The sequence below is a fragment of the Lentzea sp. NPDC004789 genome, assembly GCF_053601075.1.
The window spans coordinates 620,743-646,659 of sequence record NZ_JBSGBE010000002.1; the positions used below are offsets into that span (position 1 = coordinate 620,743).

The following is a 25,917-nucleotide window of genomic DNA, read 5'->3' on the forward strand; positions in this document are numbered from 1 at the left end:
CTACAGGCCGAGTTCTTCGTCGAGCATGGCGAACATCTCGTCGTCCGAGGCGGACTCGAAGTCCTTCTCGGCACCGGTGTTCCTGGCCCACCTGGCGCGCAGCACGTCGAGCCTGCCCGCGATCTGCTGGTGCAGCGCCTCGTCCACCTCCGCCGCGGCGAGTGCCTTCTCGAACGCGTCGAGGTCGGCGAGCACGCTCGGCAGACCGGCCTCGGGTGCGTCGGCCAGCAGCTCGGACTTGAGGTGTGCCACCAGGTTCGCGGGGGTCGGGTAGTCGAACACCAGCGTGGCCGGCAGCCGCAGACCCGTCGCGCCGCCGAGGCGGTTGCGCAGCTCGACCGCGGTGAGCGAGTCGAACCCGAGGTCTTGGAACTGGCGGTCGTCCTCGACGACCTCGCCCTCGGCGTGGCCGAGCACCTCGGCGACCTGGCCGCGGACGAGTTCCAGCAACGCGTCGGTGCGTCCCTGGTCGGTGAGGCCGGTCAGGCGCCTGACGAGCGAGTCCGCGGTTTCCTGGCCTGCCACGGCTTTCCTCGACCTGGTGCGGACCAGGCCGCGCAGCAGCGGTGCGACGTCGTGGTTGCGCAGGACCGCGAGGTCCAGCCTGACCGGGATCGTCTGGGCCGCTCCGGTCCGCAGCGCCTCGTCGAAGAGGGTGGTGCCGAGCTCTTCGGTGATCGCCGGCATGCCGGTGCGGGCCATGCGTTCCGCGTCCTGGGCGGTGAGCATGCCGGTGTCCCAGGCGCCCCAGGCCATGCTGGTGGCCTTCTGGTGGTTGGCCTGGCGGAGTGCGGCGAGCGCGTCGAGGAACGCGTTGCCCGCCGCGTAGCTCGCCTGGCCGGCGTTGCCGAACGTGCCGGCGACGCTGCCGAACAGGACCAGGTGTGCTCGCGGTGCCAGTTCGTGCAGGTACCAGGCGGCGTCGGCCTTCGGCTGGAGCACCGGGTCGATCCGGTCCAGCGTCAACGACTCGACGGTGGCGTCGTCGAGCACGCCCGCCGCGTGGATGATCGTGTCCGGCTCGTGGGTGCCGAGCAGTGCGGCGAGCTCGTCGCGATCACTGACGTCGCACGCCGCCACGGTGACGTTCGCCTGGAGGTCGCTGACGTCGGCCTGGCCGCCGCGGCTCGCGAGGACCAGGTCCCGCACGCCGTGGTGCTCGACGAGGTGCCGGGCGATGATCCGGCCGAGGCCGCCCGTGCCGCCGGTGATGAGCACCTTGCCGTGCTCGATCGTGGTGTCGCCGCGTTCGGCCCTGGCGAGCCGGCCGCCGAGGATCTCGCCGTCCCTGAGCACGATCTGCGGTTCGCCGGCGTTCACGGCCTGGCGCAGGACGGCGAGGCTGGAGCGCCGGTCGTCGAGGTCGAGCAACCCGAAGCTGCCGGGGTGCTCGGACTGGGCGACCCGCACCAGGCCCCAGACGGCCGCGGACACGGGGTCCGGTGCCTCGTTCTCGTTGGTGGCGATGGCGTTGCGGGTGACGAACCAGAGCCTTCCCGCGCGGTGACCGGTGATCCACTCCTGGACGTTGATCAGGGCGTCCGACACAGCGGCGTGCGTGGAGTCCACGACGTCGTCGGAGTAGGCGGTCACCTGGGTGAGGACGACCTCGGCGTCGGCGGTCTCGATGGTGTCGTGGACGCGTCCGGCGACGAAGTGGTCGGCCAGGCCGAAGTGGTCCTCGCCCGCGATCGCGACCGTCGCGGTGATCGGGTCGGTGGCGGTGATCGGCGTCCAGCCGAGGGTGAACAGGGCGTCGCGCGTGGTGTTCTCGTCGAGCTGTCCGGCGTTGACCGCGCGGACGACGAGCGACTCGACCTCGGCGACCGGGTTGCCCTGCGGGTCGGCGATGACGATGTGCAGCGCGCCGCTGTCGTCCCGGCTCGTCCTGACCCTGACCGCGGCCGCTCCGGTGGCGTGGATCTTCACGCCCTCCCAGCTGAACGGCAGTCCCGCGCCGCCCTCGCCCTCGTGCAGGAGCGCGGTGTGCAGGGCGGCGTCGAGCAGGGCCGGGTGCAGGCCGAAAGTGCCGGGTTCGACGCCGTCGGGCAGCGCGACCTCGGCGTAGACGGCGCCTTCGTGCCGCCACGCGTTCCTGAGGCCCTGGAAGGTGTCCCCGTACGCGAAGCCGATCTCGGCGAACCTGTCGTAGATCCCGTCGAGCGCGATCGGTTCCGGTGCGGGAGGCCAGGTGTCGAGCCGTTCGCCCGTGTCGCCGGTGCTGCTCAGGGTTCCACTCGCGTTCTCGGTCCACGGCAGGTCGGTGTCCTCGGGCCTGCTGTAGATCGTGACGGCGCGCTTGTCGTCCTGCTCGGCGCCGATCGCGACCTGCAGCTGCACGCCGCCCTGTCCGGGCAGTACGAGCGGCGCCGCGATGGTCAGCTCTTCGAGCGTGTCGAGCCCGAGCTCCTCGGCGGCCCTGAGCGCGACCTCGACGAGCGCCGCGCCGGGCACGAGCGCCCGTCCCATGATCACGTGGTCGGCGAGCCAGGCGTGCGTCCTGAGCGCGATCCGGCTGGTGAACAGGTGCCCGTCCTGTCCGGCGAGCTGCACCGCGGCGCCGAGCAACGGGTGGCCGACGCCGCTGAGGCCCGCCGCCTTCACGTCGCTCGCGCCCTCGACGACCTTGGGCCAGTACGACTGCCTGCGGAACGCGTAGGTGGGCAGGTCGATCTTCCTGGCGCCGTGCAGCAGCTGGCTCCAGTCGACCGCGACGCCTTCGGCGTGGGCCTGTCCGAGCGCGGTCAGGACCTGCCTGACCTCGTCGGTGTCCCGCCTGGCCGTCGGGATCGCCCCGTCCACCAGCGGCGTGAGGGCCGCGTCGGGCCCGATCTCGATGAACGTGCAGTCCTGCAGTGCCGTGACGTTGTCGTGGAACCGCACGGTGTCGCGGACGTGGTCGACCCAGTAGTCGGCGGTCGTGACGTCCCCGGCGGCCTGGAAGGCGATCTGCGGTTCGCTGAAGGTGATCTCGGCGATCGCCTCCCGGAAGTCCGGCAGCACCGGTTCCATCAACGGCGAGTGGAACGCGTGGCTGACCTTGAGCTGCTTGTACTTCCACTGCTTGGCGATCTTGAGGACCTCGTCCTCCTCGCCGGCCAGCACCACGGTCCGCGGTCCGTTGACCGCCGCGATGGACACGTTGCCCGTCAGGTACGGCGTCACCTCCTCCTCGGAGGCGATGACCGACACCATGGCGCCGCCGGGCGGAAGCAGCTGCATGAGCGCCGCCCGTGCCGTGATCAGCTGGCAGGCGCCCTCGAGGGTGAGGACCCCGGCGACGTGCGCCGCCGCCACTTCACCGATCGAGTGCCCGGCGACGTGGTCCGGCTTCACCCCGAACGACTCGACCAGCCGGTACAGCGCGACCTCGACCGCGAAGAGCGCGGGCTGCGCGTACCCGGTCTGGTTGAGCGCCTCCTGGTCGTCGCCCCACATGACCTCCCTGAGCGCCGGGTCGAGGTGGAGCAGGACGTTGTCGAGCGCCTCGGCGAACACCGGGAACGCCTCGTACAGCTCGCGTCCCATGCCGATCCGCTGCGCCCCCTGCCCGCTGAACAGCAACGCCACCGGCCTGCGCTTGGCCGACCCGCGGGCCACCACCTCGCCGTCGAGCACGACCGCCCGGTGGTCGAACAGCGTCCGGCTGGTCAGCAACGAGTACGCCACGTCCCTGGCGTCCCCGCTGATCTGCCTGATCCGCTCGACCTGTCCGTCCAGCGCCGCCTCGGACCTGGCCGACACCACCCACGGCACGCCCGGTCGAACGGCGGTCTCAGCGACCACACCGGAAATCGGGGGCATCTCCGGCGGCGCTTCGAGGATCACGTGCGCGTTGGTGCCGGAGATGCCGAACGACGACACCGCCGCCCGGCGCGCCCGCCCGACCGCGGGCCAGGCCGTGTTCTCCTGCAGCAGCTCGACCGCGCCCTCGCTCCAGTCGACGTGCGACGAGGGCGTGGCGGCGTGCAGCGTCCGCGGCAACACGCCGTGCCGCATCGCCTGCACCATCTTGATGATGCCGGCGACACCGGCGGCGGCCTGCGTGTGGCCGATGTTCGACTTGATGCCGCCCAGCAGCAGCGGCACGTCCCGCTCCTGCCCGTAGGTGGCCATGAGCGCCTGAGCCTCGATGGGGTCGCCCAAAGAAGTGCCGGTGCCATGCGCCTCAACGGCGTCGACATCGGCAGGAGTCAACCCGGCAGACGCCAACGCCTGACGGATCACCCGCTGCTGCGACGGCCCGTTCGGCGCCGTGAGTCCGTTGGAAGCACCGTCCTGGTTGATCGCCGACCCTCGCACGACCGCGAGGATCGTGTGCCCGTTGCGCAGCGCATCGGACTGACGCTCCAGCACGAGCAGACCGACGCCCTCGGACCAACCGACGCCATCAGCCGAGTCAGAGAACGCCTTGCAGCGTCCGTCCTCCGACAGCCCGCGCTGCCGCGAGAACCCGACGAACGAGCCCGGCGTCGACATCACGGTCACACCACCGGCCAACGCCAGTGAGCACTCACCGGCCCGAAGAGCCTGCATGGCCCAGTGCAGCGCCACCAACGACGAGGAGCAGGCCGTGTCGATCGACACCGACGGCCCTTCGAGTCCGAGCGCGTAGGACACCCGGCCGGAGATCACCGACGGCGAGGCGCCGGTCGAGCCGAAGCCCTCGGTGTCCGCGCCGCCGATGAGCTGCGTGTAGTCGTTGTACATGACACCGGCGAACACACCGGTCGAGCTGCCGCGCAACGAGGCCGGCGCGATGCCCGCCCGTTCCAGCGCCTCCCACGCGGTCTCCAGCATGAGCCGCTGCTGCGAGTCCGTCGCGACGGCTTCGCGTGGCGACATCCCGAAGAACTCCGGGTCGAACAGGTCGGCGTCGTGCAGGAACCCGCCGGCGCGGACGTAGGAGGTGCCGGGGTGGTCGGGGTCGGGGTGGAACAGCGTGTCGAGGTCCCAGCCGCGGTTGTCCGGGAACGGCGTGATCGCGTCCGTGCCCGAGACGACCAGCTCCCACAGGTCCTCCGGCGACGAAACGCCACCGGGGTAACGGCAGGCCATGCCGACGATCACGATCGGGTCGTCCGAAGTGGACACGAGCGCCGGCAGGTCCGACACGTCGGACACCGCGCCGAGCAGCTCGTCCTTCAGGTACGCGGCCAGTTGCGCGGACGACGGGTAGTCGAACACCACGGTCGCGGGCAGCTTGAGCCCGGTGACCGCGGTCAGCCGGTTGCGCAGCTCGACCGCCGTCAGCGAGTCGAACCCGAGCTCCTGGAACGCCCGCGCCGGGTCGACCGCCGCGATCGTGTCGTAGCCGAGCACGGCCGCGACCTCGCCGCGCACCAGGTCCACCAGCGCGTCCAGCCGACCGGCCTCGTCCATGCCGGACAGTCGTTGCACCAGCCCGGACGCCGTCTCGGACCCGGCGACCTTCCGCCGTGCCCTGACCCGGATCAGCCCGCGCAGCAACGGTTTCACGTCACCGCGTTGCTTCAGCGCGGTGAGGTCGAGCCGCACCGGCACCACCGCCGCCTCGGTTCCGGCGACCGCCGCGTCGAACAGCCGCAGTCCCAGTTCGGCGGACATGGCCGGCATGCCGGAGCGCTGCATGCGTTCCGCGTCCTCGGCCGACAACATGCCGGTGTCCCAGGCGCCCCACGCGAGTGACACGCCGGGCAGTCCGTTGAGCTGCCGGTGCGCGGCCAGCGCGTCGAGGAACGCGTTGCCGGCGGCGTAGTTGCCCTGCCCGGCGTTGCCGAACACCCCGGCCGCCGACGAGAACACCACGAACCGCGTGGCCTCGGTCGCGAGGTCGTGCAGGTTCAGCGCCGCGTCGACCTTGGCGCGCAGCACACCGTCGACTCGTTGCGGCGTGAGCGACTCGATCACGCCGTCGTCGAGCACGCCGGCCGCGTGCACGACGCCGCGAACCTTGTGCTGCTTCAACAGCTCCCACAGCGCGGCCCGGTCGGCGACGTCGCAGGCGACGACGGAGACCTTCGCTCCCAGCGCTTCCAGCTCGCTGACGTCACCCTGGCCGCTGCGGCTGACCAGCACCAGCTCGGTGACGCCGTGGGCGTGCACGAGGTGCCGCGCCACGATCCGGCCGAGCCCGCCGGTGCCGCCGGTGATGAGCACCGGGCTCTCCCACCCGGCTTCCCCGTCGCCGGCCGCGACCCGGCCGAGCCGTGCCGCCCGTGCCTCGCCGTCGCGGATGACCAGCTGCGGCTCGTCGAGGCCGAGCACGCCGAGCAGGGTCGCGAGCGACGACTCCTCGGCGTCGAGGTCGATCAGCCCGAACCGGTCGGGGTGCTCGGTCTGCGCGGTCCGCAGCAGACCCCACACCGCGGCACCGGCCAGGTCGTCGCCCTCGACCGCGCCGCGCGTGACGAACACGAGCCGACCGTCGCGGTCCTCGCGGATCCACTCCTGCACCAGCTCCAGCGCCCGGTGCGTGGCCGTCCGGACGGACTCGGCGTTCTGCTCTCCCGCGACCGGCACGAGCACGACGTCCGTGTCGGTGAGCGAAAGCAGGCCTTCGACCCGTCCGACGGAAAGCCCCAGCACGTCCGGTCCGAGCACGCTGACGGTCTGGCCGGCCTCGGCCGGGGGCACCGCGACCGGCGTCCACCGCACCGCGAACAACGCGTCCAGCTCGGCGGGTCGCTCGGCCGCGACGGCCCGCATCACCAGCGACTCGACGGACGCCACCGGGTTGCCGACGGGGTCGGCGAGCGCGATCCGCAGCCCGTTGTCGCCGCGGGTCATCTTGACCCGCAACGCGGTCGCCCCGGTCGCGTGCAGGGACACGTTCTCCCACGCGAACGGCAGCCCGGCCGATCCGCTCTCGTCGAGCAGCGAGGCGTGCAGCGCGGCGTCGAGCAGGGCCGGGTGCAGCCCGAACGGCTTGACGCTCACGTCGTCCGGCAGGGCGACCTCGGCGTAGGTGGTGTCACCGTCGCGCCAGGCGGCCCGCAGCCCGCGGAACATGCCGTCGTAGGCGAATCCCGCCTCGGCGAACTTCTCGTAGCAGCCCTCGACGTCCACCGGCTCGGCCTTCGGCGGCCACACCGCGGCGTCGAACTGGACCTGCTGCTCGCCCTTGGCCAGCGCACCGCTGACGACCTGCGTCCACTGCGCGTCGCCGCCGTCGTCGGGTCGCGCGTGGATCGTGAACGTCCGGCGCTCGTCCCCGGCGGACACCTTCATCTGCAACGCCAGCCCGCCGTGCTCGGGCAGCACGACCGGCGCCGACAGGGTGAGGTCTTCGAGCCGGTCCAGCCCGACCTCGTCACCGGCCCGCAGGGCGAGCTCGACGAGCGCCGCGCCCGGCACCATCACCCGTCCCGCGATCGTGTGGTCGCGCAGCCACGGGTGGGTGCGCAGCGCCAGCCTGCCGGTGAACAGGAACCCTTCCCCGTCGGCGAGTTCGGCCGACGCGACGAGCAGCGGGTGCCCGACCGCGACCATGCCCATCCCGGACGCGTCGTCCCCGCCGACCCGCACCGCGGGCCAGTACCGCTGGTGGTGGAACGCGTAGGTGGGCAGGTCGATCTTCCTGCCGCCGGCGCAGAACCCGCTCCAGTCGACCTTGACGCCGTCGACGTGCAGGCGGGCCAGCGCGGTCAACGCCGCCACCCGCTCCCCCTTGTCCTTGCGCAGCAGGGGAATCGCGTCCTCGACGAGCGCGCTCAGCACTCCGTCCGGCCCGATCTCGAGGAACGTGGTGGCGCCGGCGTCACGCAGCTTCCGCACGTTGTCGTCGAACCGCACCGCGTCCCGGACGTGGTTGACCCAGTAGCCGACGGTCGTGACGTCCCCGTTCGCGATCACCGGAATGGCCGGAGGGTTGAACGTGACCTCCGCGAGCGACTCGCGGAAGTCGTCGAGCATCGGCTCCATCAACGGCGAGTGGAACGCGTGGCTGACCTTGAGCCGCTTGTTCTTCCACCGCTCGGCGATCCGCAGCACCTCGTCCTCGTCACCGGCGATGACGACCGACCGCGGCCCGTTGACCGCCGCGATCGACACCCGCTCGGTGAGGTGCGGCACCACCTCTTCCTCAGCGGCGATCACAGACACCATCGCGCCACCCGCGGGCAGCGCCTGCATGAGCGCCGACCGTGCCGTGACGAGCAGGCACGCGTCCTCCAGGCTCAACACGCCGGCCACGTGCGCCGCCGCGATCTCGCCGATCGAGTGCCCGGCGACCTGCTCCGGCCTGACCCCCCACGACTCGGCCAGCCGGTACAGCGCCGTCTCGACGGCGAACAGGGCGGGTTGCGCGTACCCGGTCTGGTCGAGCGCCTCCTGGTCGTCGCCCCACATGACGTCCCGGACCGCCGGGTCCAGGTACATCAGCACCGCGTCGAGCGCCTCGGCGAACACCGGGAACGCCTCGTACAGCTCGCGTCCCATGCCGATCCGCTGCGACCCCTGCCCGGAGAACAGCACCGCGAGCGACCGCTGCGACTGCGCGGTCCCCTGCGCCAGCACCTCGTCCCCGAGCACCACGGCCCGATGCTCGAACTGCGCCCGAGTGGTCAGCAGCGAGTGCGCAATGTCCTCCGCGGCCCCTTGCGCCGTCTTGATCCTCTCGACCTGCCCGGCCAGCGCCTCCGCGGTCTTGGCCGACACCACGAACGGAATCGATGCCGTCTGAGGGGAGACCGAGGTCCCTTCGCCCGCCACCGACGACGACGGCGCGGCCTCAAGAATGACGTGCGCGTTCGTGCCGGAGAAGCCGAACGACGAGATGCCCGCCCGGCGCGGGCGCGCCACCTCCGGCCACGGCGTGGGCTCGGTGACCAGCTCGACCGCGCCCTCGCTCCAGTCGACGTGCGTGGACGGCTCGGTGATGTGCAGGGTCGGCGGCACGATGCCGTGCCGCATCGCGTGCACCATCTTGATCACGCCGGCGACACCGGCGGCCGCCTGGGTGTGGCCGATGTTCGACTTGATGCCGCCCAGCAGCAGCGGGACCGAGCGGTCCTGGCCGTAGGTCGCGAGCAGCGCCTGTGCCTCGATCGGGTCGCCCAGCGTCGTGCCGGTGCCGTGCGCCTCGACCGCGTCGACGTCCGAAGTGGACAGACCGGCCGATGCGAGTGCCTGCCGGATCACCCTTTGCTGCGAAGGCCCGTTGGGCGCCGTCAGGCCGTTCGACGCGCCGTCCTGGTTGATCGCCGAGCCGCGCATGACGGCGAGCACGGTGTGACCGTTGCGGCGGGCGTCCGAAAGCCGTTCCAGCACGAGCAGACCGACGCCCTCGGACCAGCCGACGCCGTCCGCGGAGTCCGAGAACGCCTTGCAGCGCCCGTCCTCCGACAGCCCGCGCTGCCGGGAGAAGCCGACGAACGCGCCCGGCGTCGACATCACCGTCACACCACCGGCCAACGCCAGCGAGCACTCACCCGCCCGCAGCGACTGGGCCGCGAGGTGCATCGCGACCAGTGACGACGAGCAGGCGGTGTCGATCGACACCGACGGCCCCTCGAACCCGAAGGTGTAGGAAACGCGGCCCGAGACGACGCTGGGTGACGTTCCGGCACCCTGGTGTCCCTCGGAGTCGGCTTCGACGATCTGCGCGTAGTCGCTGTACATGACGCCGGCGAACACACCGGTCCGCGAGCCGCGCAGCGACGTCGGGTCGATGCCGGCGCGTTCCAGTGCCTCCCAGGTCGTCTCCAGCAGGATGCGCTGCTGGCCGTCCGTGCCGAGCGCCTCCCGCGGCGACATGCCGAAGAACGCCGGGTCGAACTGGTCCGCGTCGTGCAGGAAGCCGCCGGCGCGGGCGTAGGACGTGCCCAGGTGGTCGGGGTCGGGGTGGAACAGCGTGTCGAGGTCCCAGCCGCGGTTGTCCGGGAACGGTGTGATCGCGTCCGTGCCCGAGACCACCAGGTCCCACAACGACTCCGGTGACGTGACGCCGCCGGGGAACCGGCAGGCCATGCCGACGATGACGATCGGATCGTCCGAAGTGGACACCGGCGTCGGCAGCGCGTCGAGCGCGTCCGCGGCTCCGAACAGCTCGGTGTGCAGGTGGTCGGCCAGCGCGAGCGCGGTCGGGTAGTCGAAGACCAGCGTCGCCGGCAGCCGCAGCCCGGTCGCCTCGGTGAGCTGGTTGCGCAGCTCGACGGCGGTGAGCGAGTCGAACCCGAGGTCCTGGAACGCCCGCGTCGCGTCCACCGCGTCGATCGACGAGTGCCCCAGCACCGACGAGACCTGCGTGCGCACCAGGTCGACCAGCGCCGCACGCCGGTCGGCGACGTCCATCCCGCCGAGTTTGCGCACGAGCCCGGACGCCGTCGCCGATCCCGCCGCGGCACGCCGCGTCCTGACCCGGATCAGGCCCTGCAGCAACGGTGCCACCGCACCGCGTGCCCGCAGCGTCGCGAGGTCGAGCCGCACCGGGACGGTCAGCGCCGCCCCGCTCGCCACGGCCGCGTCGAACAGCTCCAGCCCCTGCCGCGGCGTGATCGGCGGCAGGCCGGCGGCGGTCATGCGGGCGGCCTCGGCCTCGGTCAGCTCGCCGGTCATGCCGCTGACCCCGGACCACACACCCCACGCCAGCGACGTGGCGGGCAGGCCGTTCGCCTTGCGGTGCGCGGCGAGTGCGTCGAGGAACGCGTTGCCCGCCGCGTAGTTCGCCTGGCCGGCGTTGCCGAACACCCCGGCCGCCGAGGAGAAGACGACGAACGCCGTCAGGTCGCTCGTGAGCTCGTGCAGGTGCCACGCCGCGTCCGCCTTGGGCTTCACCACGTTCGCGACGCGCTCGGGCGTCATCGACTCGATCACGCCGTCGTCCAGCACACCGGCCGCGTGCACGACGCCGCGGATCTCGTGCTGGGCCAGGAGTTCCGCGACGGCGTCCCGGTCGGTCACGTCGCACGCGGCGACGGTGACCTGTGCTCCCAGCGCTTCCAGCTCGGTGGTGTCGGCCTGGCCGCGGCGGCTGACGAGCAGCAGCTCCCGGACGCCGTGCGTCTCGACGAGGTGCTTCGCGATGACCGCGCCCAGCCCGCCGGTGCCGCCGGTGACGAGGACCTTGCCCTCCCACCGGACCTCCTGCTCGCCCGTGACGCGGGCGAGCCGTCCGGCCAGCACCTGACCGTCGCGGACGACCAGCTGCGGTTCGTCGACCCCGAACGCCACCGAGACCATCGCGGTGGAGAGGGTCGTGCCGCACAGGTCGATCAGCCCGAACCGTCCGGGGTGCTCCGACTGCGCCGACCGCACCAGTCCCCACACCGCCGCGGCACCGAGGTCCTCACCGGTGGTCGCGCCGCGCGTGACGAACGTGAGCCTGCCGTTCCGGCCGCTGCTGATCCACTCCTGCACGAGCCCCAGCACACGGCCGGTGTTGGCGTGCGTGCTGCCGAGCACGTCCTCGGTGCCGGTGATCGGCACGAGCACCAGTGCGGCGTCGGTGTCCGCGACGCGGCCGACCACCCCGAACCCGAGGCCGAGCACGTCCGGCCCGATCACCGCGACCGACTCGGGCACCGCGACGTCGTCCTGGGTGACCGGCACCCACTCGAGCCCGAAGAGTTCGTTCTGCCCGGCCTGGCCGAGCTGGTCGGCGTTGACCGCGCGCACGACCACTGCCTCGACCGTGGCGACGGGTGCGCCCGTGACGTCGGCCAGCGCGATCGTCCTGCGCATGCCGCCCTCGTCGCGGGTGAGCTTGACGCGCAGCTCGCCGGCTCCGGTGGCGTGCAGCGACACGCCCTCCCACGAGAACGGCAGCCCCGCGTCGAGCGTCTCGTCCAGCAACGCCGCGTGCAGCGCCGAGTCGAGCAGCGCCGGGTGCAGCCCGTACCGTGAGCCGTCGACGTCCTCGGGCAGCGCGAGCTCGGCGTAGATCTCGTCGCCCACGCGCCACGCGGCCTTGAGGTTCTGGAACGCGTGGCCGTAAGCGAAGCCGACGGTCGCGAACCGCTCGTAGCACTCCTCGTGGTCCATTGCGACAGCCCCTGCAGGCGGCCACACCGCGGTCTCGAAGTGGCCGCTCGTGGTGCCGCCGGCGAGGAATCCGGTCGCGTGCTGCGTCCACGGCGAGTCGGGCGCGTCCTCGGGCCGCGAGTGGATCGCGTACTGCCGACGGCCGCCGGTGTCCGCGCCGACCTTCAGCTGCACCTGCACGGCGCCGCGTTCGGGCAGCACGAGAGGCGCGGCGAGCGTGAGGTCGTCGACGCGGTCGAGTCCGACCTCGTCCGCGGCCCGCAGCGCGAGCTCGATCAGCACAGCGGCCGGCACCAGCGTGCGTCCCATGATCACGTGGTCCGCGAGCCACGGGTGCGTGCTCAGCGACAGCCGGCTGGTGAACACCACGCCTTCGCCCTCGGCCAGCTCGACGGCGGCCCCGAGCAGCGGGTGCGCCACGCCGACCAGCCCCAGCCCGGACGCGTCCGACGGCCGCCCGGCACTCGCCGGCCAGTACCGCTGCCGGTTGAACGGGTAGGTGGGCAGCTCGATCCGCTTGCCGCCCTCGTAGAACCGCATCCAGTCAACGTTGATTCCGTCGATGTGTACTTGACTGAGTGCAGTCAACATTGATTCAACATCAGACTTGACCCGCGTCAACGTCGGAATCAACCCGTCAACCATCGCCGTCAACTGCGCATCCGGTCCCACCTCGACCACCGTCACGTCACCCAACGCGGTGACGTTGTCGTGGAACCGCACAGCGTCGCGGACGTGCCGCACCCAGTACTCAGCCGTGGTGACATCGCCGGACGCACTGATCGGAATGCGGGGCGCGTTGAACCGGAGCTCCGCGATCGCGTCGCGGAAGTCGTCCAGCATCGGCTCCATCAACGGCGAGTGGAACGCGTGGCTGACCTTGAGCCGCTTGTTCTTCCACCGCTCCGCAACCGCCAGCACCTCGTCCTCGACACCAGCGATCACCACCGAGCGGGGCCCGTTGACGGCAGCAATCGACACGTTCGCCGTCAGGTGCGGCAACACCTCTTCCTCGGACGCGATGACCGACACCATCGCGCCGCCGGCCGGCAACGCCTGCATGAGCGCCGACCGCGCCGTGACCAGCAGACACGCGTCCTCAAGGCTCAACACCCCGGCAACGTGCGCCGCCGCGATCTCTCCGATCGAGTGGCCGGCCAGCTGACCGGCCTTGACCCCGAACCACTCCAGCAACCGGTACAGCGCCACCTCGACCGCGAAGATCGCCGGCTGCGCGAACCCGGTCTGGTTCAACGCCTCCTGATCCTCACCCCACATGACATCCCGCAGGCCCGGATCAAGGTTGACCAGCGCGGCGTCCAACGCCTCCGCGAACACGGGGAACGCCTCGTACAGCTCCCGCGCCATGCCCGGCCGCTGAGAGCCCTGCCCGGAGAACACGACGGCGAGCGGCCGGTTCCGCACCACACCACGGGCCAGCTCAACGCCGTTCCACACCACAGCCCGGTGCTCGAACAGCGCGCGCGTGGTCGCCAACGAGAACCCGACATCGACCGCCGACGCGCCGCTTTCCACCAGCGCCACGACCCGCTCGACCTGGGCCGTCAACGACGCCTGCGACTTCGCCGACACCACCAGCGGCACACCACCGCCGACCGGGACCGATCCCACTGCATCGATCCCGTTTGGGGCCCCTCCGGGGGAGACCGAGGTCCCCACTCCAATCGTCTCAGAGGGGTCTGACAGTTCCAGGCCGCTCGGCTGTTCCAAGATCACGTGCGCGTTCGTGCCCGAGACGCCGAACGACGAGACGGCGGCGCGGCGCGCGCGGGAGACGGCAGGCCACTCGGCGTTGCCGGTCAGCAGCCGGACCGCGCCGGCTTCCCAGTCCACGTGGGACGACGGCTCGTCGACGTGCAGGGTCCGCGGCACGACGCCGTGGCGCAGCGCCTGGACCATCTTGATCACGCCGGCGACACCGGCGGCGGCCTGCGTGTGGCCGATGTTGGACTTGATCGAGCCGAGCAGCAGCGGCTCGGAGCGGTCCTGGCCGTAGGTCGCGAGCAGGGCCTGCGCCTCGATCGGGTCGCCCAGAGTGGTGCCAGTGCCGTGCGCCTCGACGACGTCGACGTCCGCGGTGGACAGTCCGGCCGAAGCCAGCGCCTGACGGATCACCCGCTGCTGTGAAGGACCGTTGGGCGCGGTCAGACCGTTGGAAGCGCCGTCTTGGTTGACCGCGGAGCCGCGCACGACCGCGAGCACCGTGTGCCCGTTGCGCACGGCGTCGGACAGACGCTCCAGCACGACCACACCGACACCCTCGGACCAGCCGACACCGTCGGCGGAGTCGGAGAACGCCTTGCAGCGCCCGTCCGGCGAGAGCCCGCGCTGCCGCGAGAACCCGATGAACGCACCCGGCGAGGCCAGCACCGTCACACCACCGGCAAGCGCCAAGGAGCATTCACCGGCACGCAGAGCCTGCATCGCCCAGTGCATCGCGACCAGCGACGACGAGCACGCCGTGTCGAGCGTGACCGCGGGTCCCTCGAAGCCGAACGTGTAGGAGACGCGGCCGGACACGACGGAGGGCGAGCCACCGGTCGTCTGGTAGCCCTCGGAGTCGCCTTCGAGCAGCAGCGAGTAGTCGTTGTACATGACGCCGGCGAACACACCGGTCGGGCTGCCCTTCAACGCGACGGGGTCGATGCCCGCGCGTTCCAGCGCCTCCCACGACGCCTCCAGGAGGAGTCGCTGCTGGGCGTCGGTCGACACGGCCTCGCGCGGCGACATGCCGAAGAACTCCGGGTCGAACAGGTCGGCGTCGTGCAGGAAGCCACCGGACTTCGTGTACGAGGTGCCGGCGTGGTCCGGGTCCGGGTGGTAGAGCGAGTCGAGGTCCCAGCCGCGGTTGGCCGGGAACTCGCTGATGGCGTCACGGCCGTCGATCACGAGGTCCCACAGCTGTTCCGGCGTCGCGACGCCACCGGGGTAGCGGCAGGCCATGCCGACGATCACGATCGGATCATCCGAAGTGGACACCAGCGAGGGCGGCTGTGCCGCCACATCCGCGGCGCCGAACAGCTCGTCCCTCAAGAACCCCGCCAGCACCGCGGCCGTCGGGTAGTCGAAGATGAGCGTGCTCGGCAGGCGCAGCCCGGTGACGCCGGTCAGGCGGTTGCGCAGGTCGACCGCGGTGAGCGAGTCGAACCCGAGGTCCTGGAACGCCTTCGCCGGATCCACGGCCGCGGCACCGTCGTGGCCGAGCACCGCGGCGACCTCGGCCCGGACCAGGTCGAGCAACGCGGCAAGGCGCGCTTCCGGTGCCATGGCGGCCAGCCGCTGGACGAGTCCGGAGTCCGCCTGGGCCGCGGCGCGGCGTGCCCGTGTCCGGATCAGGCCGCGCAGCAACGGCCGGATCTCGCCGTGGTCGCGCAACGTCGCGAGGTCGAGGCGCAACGGCAGCAGCACCGCGTCCTCGCCGGCGATCGCCGCGTCGAACAGCGCGAGCCCCTGCTCCACCGACAGCGGCGGCGTTCCACCGCGCGCCATGCGCTCGGCGTCGGCCTCCGACAGCATGCCGGTCTGGTGCCACGCGCCCCACGCCAGCGAGACGGCCGGCAGGCCGAGTGCCTTGCGATGCACGGCGAGCGCGTCGAGGAACGCGTTGCCCGCCGCGTAGTTGGCCTGGCCCGCGGCACCGAAAGTCCCGGCGGCGCTGGAGAAGATGACGAAGTTGTCGAGGTTCTGGGTGAGCTCGTGCAGGTGCCAGGCCGCGTCGACCTTGGGCCGCAGCACGGCCGCCAGGCGTTCCGGCGTGAGCGACTCGACGACGCCGTCGTCCAGCACACCGGCGGTGTGCACGACGCTGCGGACCTTGTGCTTCTTCAGCACCTTCTGCAGCGCCTTGCGGTCGCTGACATCGCACGCGACCACGGTGACCTTGGCGTCCAGATCGGACACGTCGGCCTTGCCGGTCCGGCTGACCAGCACCAGATCCTTGACGCCGTACCGTTCGACGAGATGCCCTGCGATCACCCGGCCAAGCCCGCCGGTGCCGCCGGTGATCAGCACCGGCCCGGTGAACTCGCCCGGTTGTGCCGCCTCGGCCCGTGCGAGGCGGGCGGCGAACACCTGTCCGCCGCGCACCCGCAGCTGCGGCTCGTCGACCGCGAAAACCTGCTCGGACACCTCGGCATCGGTGTCGATGAGCGTGAACCGGCCGGGGTGCTCGTTCTGCGCGGCCCGCACCAGGCCGTGCACCGCGCTCGCGGCCAGGTCGTCCTGGCGCGTCACGAACACCAGCCGTTCCGCGCGCTCCTCGGCGATCCAGCGCTGCACCAACTCCAGCGCACGGGCAGCGAGGGTGTGGGTCTGCTCAACAACATCCCCGTCGCTGACGAGCTCTTCCACCACCACGGCGGCCGCACCGGCCTGAGGCAGCGACACCGGCACCCAGTCGAGCCGGAACAGCGAGTCGCGTTCCACGGCGCTGACCTGCCGCGCCGACACCGCCCGCGTCACCAGCGACCCGATCGTGGCCACCGGCGCCCCCGTCGCGTCCGCGACCGCGATCACCCACGCGTCACCGTTGCGCCGCAACCGGACCCGGACCGTCTCGGCACCGGTGGCGTGCAGTGACACGCCTTCCCACGAGAACGGCAGCCCGGCCTCGGCCCCGTCGAAGAACCCGCCCGCGTGCAGGGCGGCGTCGAGCAGTGCCGGATGCAGCCCGAACGCTCCGCCGTCCTCGCCCTCAGGCAAGGCGACCTCGGCGAACACCTCACCGTCCCCGCGCCAGACCGCCCGCAGCCCCTGGAACACCGGCCCGTACTCGAAGCCGTTCTCCGCGAATCGTTCGTAAGCACCCTCGACGCCGACCGCTTCGGCCCCCACCGGCGGCCACACCGTCGCGTCGAAGTCGCTGCCGATCACGCCGCTCGCCAGGAACCCGGTCGCGTGTCGCGTCCACGGCACGTCCTCACCGTCGGGCCGCGAGAACACCTCGACCACGCGCCGCCCGTTCTCCTCCGCCCCCACCGCGACCTGAACCCGGACCGCGCCCTGCGCGGGGAGCACGAGCGGCGCGGCCAGCGTCAGCTCGTCGACCCGGTCGAGCCCGGCCTCGTCGCCGGCACGCACCGCGAGCTCCAGGAACGCCGTGCCCGGCAGCAGCACCTGCCCGAACACCGCGTGGTCCGCGAGCCACGGGTGCGAGCTCAGCGACAACCTGCTCGTGAACAGGTACCCGTCCGCCCCGGCGACGTCGACCGCCGCCCCGAGCAACGGGTGCTCCACCTTCGTGAGCCCCAGCGCCCCGACGTCACCGGCCCTGCGCACCGCCTTCGGCCAGAACATCTGGTGCTCGAACGCGTAGGTGGGCAGATCAACCTTCCGTCCACCCGTGTACAGCGGCATCCAGTCAACATTGATTCCGTCAACGTGTACTTGACCGAGTGCAGTCAACATTGACGCGACTTCACCGCGGTCCCGCCTCAGCACCGCCGTGGCGCCGTCCACCATCGAGCTCAACTGCGCGTCGGGCCCGACCTCCAGCAGCGTCACATCACCCAGCCGAGTGACGTTCTCGTGGAACCGCACCGCGTCCCGAACGTGCCGCACCCAGTAGTCCACCGACGTGACGTCGCCGGAGGCCGACATCCCGACAACCGGCTCGGCGAACGTGATCCCGCTGATCGCCTCGCGGAAGTCGTCCAGCATCGGCTCCATCAACGGCGAGTGGAACGCGTGCGACACCTTCAGCCGCTTGTTCTTCCACCGCGCCGCAACCGCCAGCACTTCTTCTTCAACACCAGCGATCACCACGGACCGAGGCCCGTTGACCACCGCGATCGACACACCGCCCGTCAGATGCGGCAACACCTCTTCTTCGGACGCGACGACCGACACCATCGCCCCACCAGCGGGCAACGCCTGCATGAGCGCTGCACGAGCCGTGACCAGCAAACACGCGTCTTCCAGGCTCATCACGCCCGCGACGTGCGCCGCCGCGATCTCCCCGACGGAGTGCCCGACCACCCGCTCCGGCCTGACCCCGAACGACTCGATCAACCGGTACAGCGCCACCTCGACCGCGAACAACGCCGGCTGCGCGAACCCGGTCTGGTTCAGCAGCTCCTGATCCCCACCCCACATGACATCCCGCAGGCCCGGATCAAGATTGACCAGCGCGGCGTCCAACGCCTCCGCGAACACGGGAAACGCCTCGTACAGCTCACGCCCGGCACCAACCCGTTGCGCCCCTTGCCCGGAGAACAGGAACGCCAAGGGCTTCCCGTCCGCAACCCCTTCAGCAACAACCTCGCCGTCGAGCAAGACCGCACGGTGCTCGAACAACGCGCGCGTAGTCACCAACGAGAACCCGACGTCCACAGCGGACACACCGCTGTCCAGCAACGCCTTGACCCGCTCGACCTGCCCCGCCAGCGCCCCCGCCGACTTCGCCGACACCACCAACGGAATCGATCCAGACTGGGGGCCCCGGGGGGAGACCGAGGTCCCCACTCCAATCGTCGCACGGGAGGCCGACGATTCCGCGCCCACAAGATCGACAACGGCCGAGTTGTCCACAGGCGCCGAGTTGTCCACAGAATCCGAAGTGGTGCTTGCGGATTCGATGATCACGTGGGCGTTGGTGCCCGAGACGCCGAACGACGAGATGGCGGCCCGGCGCGCACGGTCGACCGACGGCCACGCGCGGGCGCAGGTCAGCACCTCGACGGCGCCGGACTCCCAGTCGACATGGGTGGTCGGGGTGCCGACGTGCAGGGTCTGGGGCAGGACGCCGTGACGCAGCGCCTGCACCATCTTGATCACGCCGGCGACACCGGCGGCGGCCTGCGTGTGGCCGATGTTCGACTTGATCGAGCCCAGGTAGAGAGGCTCGTCGCGGTCCTGCCCGTAGACCGCCAGCAGTGCCTGGGCCTCGATCGGGTCGCCGAGCTTCGTGGCGGTGCCGTGCGCCTCCACGGCGTCGACGTCCGCGGGCGACAGGCCGGCCGAAGCCAGCGCGGCGCGGATCACTCGCTGCTGAGACGGGCCGTTCGGCGCGGTGAGGCCGTTGGAAGCGCCGTCCTGGTTGACCGCCGAGCCGCGCACGACCGCGAGAACGGTGTGGCCGTTGCGCACGGCGTCGGACTGGCGCTCCAGCACCAGCAGACCGACGCCCTCGCCCCAGCCGGTGCCGTCGGCGTCGTCGGAGAACGCCTTGCACCGCCCGTCGGCGGAAAGGCCGCGCTGACGGGAGAACTCGACATAGGTGGTGGGCGTCGACATGACCGTCACACCACCGGCGACCGCCAGCGAGCACTCGCCCGACCTCAGGGCCTGCGCGGCCAGGTGCAGCGCCACCAGCGACGAGGAGCAGGCGGTGTCGACCGTGACGGCCGGGCCCTCGAAGCCGAAGGTGTAGGAGACCCGGCCGGAGGCGATGCTGCCCGCACTGCCCTGACCCTGGTGTCCCTCGAACTCGCCACCGTCCAGAATGGACGCGTAGTCGTTGTACATGACACCGGTGAAGACGCCGGTCGCACTGCCGCGCAACGAGACCGGGTCGATGCCGGAGCGCTCCAATGCCTCCCAGGTGGTCTCGAGCAGCAGGCGCTGCTGGGAGTCCGTGGCCAGCGCCTCCCGCGGCGACATCCCGAAGAACGCCGGGTCGAACGCGCCCGCCTCGTGCAGGAACCCGCCCGAGATCGAGTAGGTCGTGCCCGCGTGGTCGGGGTCGGGGTGGTAGAGGCCGTCGACGTCCCAGCCGCGGTTCACCGGGAACTCCGTGATGGCGTCGACACCGTCGGCCACCAGCCGCCACAGGTCCTCCGGCGACGACACGCCTCCCGGATAGCGGCAGGCCATGCCGACGATCACGATCGGATCATCCGAAGTGGACACGAGGGCGGGCAGCGAGGACACCGCGTCCGTGCCGCCGAACAGCTCGTCCTTGAGGAACCCGGCCAGCACAGCGGCCGTCGGGTAGTCGAACGTGAGCGTCGCCGGCAACCGCAGCCCGGTGACCTCGCCGAGCCGGTTGCGCAGCTCGACGGCGGTCAGCGAGTCGAAGCCCAGCGACTGGAACGCGCGCGACGGATCGATCGTCTCGCCGCCGCTGTGCCCGAGCACCGCGCCGACCTCGGCACGCACCAGGTCCAGCAGCGCGTCGGTGCGACCGGCGTCGTCGAGCCCCGCCAGCTTCTGCACCAGCGACGACGACGTCCCGGACGCGGCCGTGCGCCGCGCACGCACCTTTACCAAGCCCTGCAGCACTGCGGGAACCTCACCGCGCGCCCGGAACACCGGCAGGTCGAGCCGCAACGGCAGCACCAGCGAAGCACCGGAGGACAGTGCGGCGTCGAAGAGTTCGACGCCTTCCTCAGGCGTGATCGGCGGCATGCCCGACTTGGCCAACCGCTCGGCGTCCGCGTCCGCGAGCATGCCCGCGCCGGACCACGCACCCCACGCCAGCGACACACCCGGCAGCCCGGCGGCACGCCGGTGCTCGATCAACGCGTCGAGGAACGTGTTGCCCGCCGCGTAGTTGCCCTGCCCGGACGACCCGAAGATGCCCGCACCGGACGAGTAGACGACGAACGCCGACACGTCACCGGCGAGCTCGTGCAGGTTCCACGCGGCGTCGACCTTGGGACGCAACACAGCCGACATGCGCTCGGGCGTGAGCGACTCGATGACGCCGTCGTCCAGGACGCCCGCGGTGTGCACGACGGAACGGATCTGCCGGCTCGCGAGCAGGTTCGCGACCGCGTGCCGGTCGGCGACATCGCACGCCACGACCGTGACCGACGCGTCGAGCTCTGCCGCCCAGTCGGGCGTCTCGCCGCGCCTGCTGACCAGCACCAGATCACGAACACCATGCGCGGCAACGAGATGCCGCGCGACGACCTGACCGAGTCCACCGGTGCCGCCGGTGATCAGCACAGGTCCTTCCAGCACAACGCGCTCACCGGCGGTGATCCTCGCGAGGCGCGGCACGAACACCTCGCCGCCCCGCACCCGCAGCTGCGGCTCAGCGCTCGCGAGCACCGTGTCCGGCAGGTCGCCGTCCGTCTCGACCAGCGCGAACCGGCCGGGGTGCTCCGACTGCGCGGCCCGCACCAGGCCCCACACCGCCGACGCGCCCAGGTCGCCTCGCCGTGTGACGAAAACCAGCTTCTCGGCACGCTCGCCCGCGATCCACTCCTGGATCTTCGCGAGCACGCCGGCCGTCGACCTGTGCGCGGCTTCGACCGGCGATCCCTGCGCCGCCACGTGCTCCACGACGTGCGCCGCGGGAACCGCTTCGGTGAGCGTGATCGGCACCCAGTCCAGCCCGAACAACGCCTCTTGCGGCGCACCGAGCTGCTGCGCCGACACGGCCCGCGTCACGAGCGACCCGACCGTCGCGACCGGTGCTCCGGTGGTGTCGGCGATCGCGATCTCCATCGAGCTGTCGCTCGTGGTCCGCAGCCGGACGCGCAGCGACGTCGCACCGATCGCGTGCAGCGCAACGTTCTCCCACGAGAACGGCACCGCGCCCTCGGTCCGCTGGCCGGCGAACGCCACCGCGTGCAGCGCCGCGTCCAGCAGCGCGGGGTGGAGGCCGAACCCGGTCGCGGTCACGTCCTCGGGCAACGCGACCTCGGCGAACACCTGGTCACCGAGCTTCCAGGCGGCGCGCAGCCCCTGGAACGCGTGCCCGTAGTCGAACCCGAGCTCCGCGAACCGCTCGTAAACGCCCTCGACCCGCACCGCCTCCGCTCCGGCGGGCGGCCACACGGCAGCGTCGAAGTCGCTGGCGGTGGTGCCGCTCGCCAGGAACCCGGCGGCGTGCTCGGTCCACGGCAGGTCGCTGTCCTCGGGGCGGCTGTGGATCGTGACCGCCCTCCGCTCGTCCCCGGCGCCGACCCGGATCTGGACCTGCACGGCACCCGACTCGGGCAGCACGAGCGGCGCCGCGATGGTCAGCTCGTCCAGGCGGCCGAGGCCGACCTCGTCCGCCGCGCGCAACGCGAGCTCGACGAGCGCCGCACCGGGCACGAGCACCTTGCCGTGCAGTGAGTGGTCCCGCAGCCACGGGTGGGTGCGCACCGACAGCCTGCTGGTGAACAGCAGGCCCTCTCCGCCCGCGAGCTCGACCGCGGCGCCGAGCAGCGGGTGCTCGACCGCGCCGAGACCGGCCGACCGGACGTCCGACCTCGTGGACACCTCTGGCCAGAACCGCTGCTGCTCGAACGCGTACGTGGGCAGGTCGACCTTGTGGCCATGTTGACAGAACTTGTTCCAATCAACATTGACGCCGTCAACATTGATTCGGCTCAATGCAGTCAACATTGACTTGACTTCGTCAACATTGCGCCTGATCGCGGGCACACAGCCGTCCACCAGCGCGGACAGCACGCCATCGGGCCCGATCTCCAGGAACTTCACGTCACCCAGCGCGGACACGTTGTCGTGGAAACGCACGGTGTCGCGAACGTGGTTGACCCAGTAGTCGACGGTGTCCACTTGTCCGGTTGTTGACATGCGGACACGCGGCTTGGTGAACGTCAGCCCGCTGATCGCCTCGCGGAAGTCGTCGAGCATCGGCTCCATCAACGGCGAGTGGAACGCGTGCGACACCTTCAGCCGCTTGTTCTTCCACCGCGCCGCAACCGCCAGCACTTCTTCTTCAACACCAGCGATCACCACGGACCGAGGCCCGTTGACCACCGCGATGGACACTCCATCGGTGAGGTGCTCACGCACCTTCTTCTCGGACGCGACCACCGACACCATGGCACCGCCGACCGGCAACGCCTGCATGAGCGAGGCACGCGCGGTCACGAGCTGGCAGGCGTCCTCCAGGCTGAGCACGCCGGCGACGTGCGCGGCGGCGATCTCCCCGATCGAGTGACCCGCGACGTGGTCGGGTCCCACTCCGTAGAACTCGAACAGCCGATACAGCGCCACCTGGAACGCGAACAGCGCGGGCTGCGTGTACCCGGTCTGGTTCAGCGTCTCCTGGTCATCACCCCACATGACCTCGCGGACAGCCGGGTCGAGGTGGACCAGCACCGCGTCGAGCGCCTCGGCGAACACCGGGAACGCCTCGTACAGCTCCCGCCCCATGCCGACCCGCTGCGACCCCTGCCCGCTGAACAGGAACGCCAGCTCCCCGGCCTTGGCCACACCGCTGGCCAACACCTCACCGTCAAGCACCACCGCCCGGTGGTCGAACAACGCGCGCGTGGTCAGCAACGAGAACGCGATGTCCGCCGCGTCCCCAGGCCACGACTTGATCCGCTCGATCTGCCCGGCCAGCGCCGCCTCGGACCTGGCCGACACCACCCACGGCACCGCGGCAGCCGACGGAATCGATCCGGATTGGCCGGCCCCTTGGGGGGATCCACCCCCCATCCCAATCATCTCAGGCAGGTCTGACACTTCCGGCGCCTCGAGAATCACGTGGGCGTTCGTGCCCGAGACGCCGAACGACGAGACGCCGGCCCGCCGCGGGCGGGAGACGGCGGGCCACGGGGTCGCGGTGGTCACCAGGGAGACGTCGCCCGCGGTCCAGTCGATGTGCGTGGAGGGCTGGTCGACGTGCAGGGTCGCGGGCACCACGCCGTGCCGCATGGCGTGCACCATCTTGATGATGCCGGCGACACCGGCGGCGGCCTGCGTGTGGCCGATGTTCGACTTGATGGAACCGAGCAGCAGCGGGGACGGACGGTCCTGGCCGTAGACCGCGAGCAGCGCCTGGGCCTCGATCGGGTCGCCCAGCGTGGTGCCGGTGCCGTGCGCCTCGACCACGTCCACGTCGGAGACCGACAGGCCGGCGGAGGCCAGGGCCGAGCGGATCACGCGTTGCTGCGACGGTCCGTTCGGGGCGGTGAGGCCGTTGGAGGCGCCGTCCTGGTTCACCGCCGAACCGCGGACGACGGCCAGCACGGTGTGGCCGTTGCGCAGGGCATCCGACTGGCGTTCCAGCACCAGCAGACCGACACCCTCGCCCCAGCCGGTGCCGTCGGCGGCGTCGGCGAAGGACTTGCAGCGGCCGTCCATCGCGAGACCGCGCTGCTTCGAGAAGGCCACGAAGGAACCAGGCGTCGACATGACGGTCACCCCGCCCGCCAGGGCGAGCGAGCATTCACCGTTGCGCAGCGCGGAAGACGCGAGGTGCAGGGCGACCAAAGAGGACGAACAGGCCGTGTCGACGGTGACCGCGGGGCCTTCGAGACCGAAGGTGTAGGCGACGCGGCCGGACAGCACGCTCTGCGCCGTGCCGGTGCCCTGGTAGCCCTCGAAGATGTCGTCGGACACCAGAGTCGAGTAGTCGTTGGACATCACGCCGGCGAACACGCCGGTCTTGGAGCCGCGCACGGAGGCCGGGTCGATGCCCGCGCGTTCGAAGGCCTCCCACGCCGTCTGCAGCAGCAGGCGGTGCTGGACGTCGGTGGCGAGGGCCTCGCGCGGGGACATGCCGAAGAAGTCCGGGTCGAACGACGGGGCGTCGTGCAGGAACCCGCCCTGCATCACGTGGGTCTTGCCCGCGGTGTCCGGGTCGGGGTCGTAGAGCCCGTCGAGGTCCCAGCCGCGGTTCGCCGGGAAGCCGGTGACGCCGTCGCGCTCCTCGAACACCAGGCGCCACAGGTCTTCCGGCGACGACACGCCTCCGGGGTAGTGGCAGGCCATGCCGACGATCACGATCGGGTCGTCGGAAACCGGACCGGAGGAGACTTCCGGCACGTGGACGTCCGCGCCGAACAGCTCGTCGTGCAGGTAGGAGGCCAGGGCGCCGGCGGTCGGGTAGTCGAAGATCAGCGTCGCGGGCAGGCGGATACCGGTCGACGCGGTCAGGCGGTTGCGCAGCTCGACGGCGGTCAGCGAGTCGAAACCGAGGCCCTGGAACGTGCGCGTGCGGTCCACTTCGGACGCACCGCCGTGGCCGAGCACGGCGGCGACCTCGGCGGCCACCAGGTCCAGCAACGCCTCCAGGCGCGCGTCGGAACCGAGTCGCGACAGCTCCGCGGCCAGGCCTTCGGCGGCAACGGACTGCGCGGCGGCACGGCGTTTCGGGGTCTTGATCAGGCCGCGCAACAACGGCGGCGGCGTGCCCTGGGCACGCAACGCGGGAAGGTCCAGGCGCAGCGGCAACAGGAAGGCGTCGGAGCCGGCGGCTCCCGCGTCGAACAGCGCGAGCCCCTCGGCCACCGACAGGGGCGGCATGCCGGAGCGGGCGATGCGCTGCATGTCGGCGTCCGACATCGCGGCGGTCATGCCCGAGGTCTGCTCCCACGCGCCCCACGCCAGCGCGACGGCGTGCTGCCCGGCGGCGCGGCGGACGCGGGCCAGGGCGTCGAGGAAAGCGTTGGCGGCGGCGTAGTTCGCCTGGCCGGCACCACCGAACGTGCCCGCGGCCGACGAGAACAGCACGAAAGGCACGTCCGGCAGCAGCGAGTGCAGGTGCAGCGCCGCGTCCGCCTTCGGGCGCAGCACGGTGTCCAGGCGCTCAGCGGTGAGCGACTCGACCACGCCGTCGTCGAGCACCGCGGCGGTGTGGACGACTCCGCCGACAGAATGCCGTGACAGCAACGATTCCAGCGCCGCGCGGTCGGAGACGTCGCACGCCTCCACGATCACGTCCGCGCCCAGGTCGCGCAGAGCGGACACGTCGGCGGATCCGGTGCGGGAGACCAGCAGCAGCTCGCGAACACCGTGCTCGGCGACGAGGTGCCGGGCCACCAGCTGACCGAGTCCGCCCGTGCCGCCGGTGATCAGCACGCGACCGGACCACGACAGCCGTTCGGCCGGCAGCGCGGCCCGGGCCAGGCGCGCCGCGAGCACGACACCGTCGCGGATCGCCAGGACCGGTTCGTCGGTGGTCAGTGCGTGCAGCACCGCGCCGGCGGAGGCCTCGGCGAAGTCGAGGTCCAGCAGCACGAACCGGCCGGGGTGCTCGGACTGCGCCGACCGCACCAGGCCGCGCGCGGCCGCGGCGGCGAG

1 protein-coding gene (only partly in view) is annotated in these 25,917 nt (G+C 71.4%); it reads right to left on the reverse strand.

Annotation, left to right across the window (positions count from 1 at the left end):
- A protein-coding gene (locus ACWEIJ_RS07040) for an SDR family NAD(P)-dependent oxidoreductase (protein ID WP_449836240.1) crosses the window boundary here: on the reverse strand, positions 1 to 25,917 show its 3' portion. 3,714 nt of this gene lie beyond the right edge of the window; the window shows 25,917 of its 29,631 coding nt (coding positions 3,715–29,631); its start codon lies off the right edge, out of view; the stop codon is at positions 1 to 3.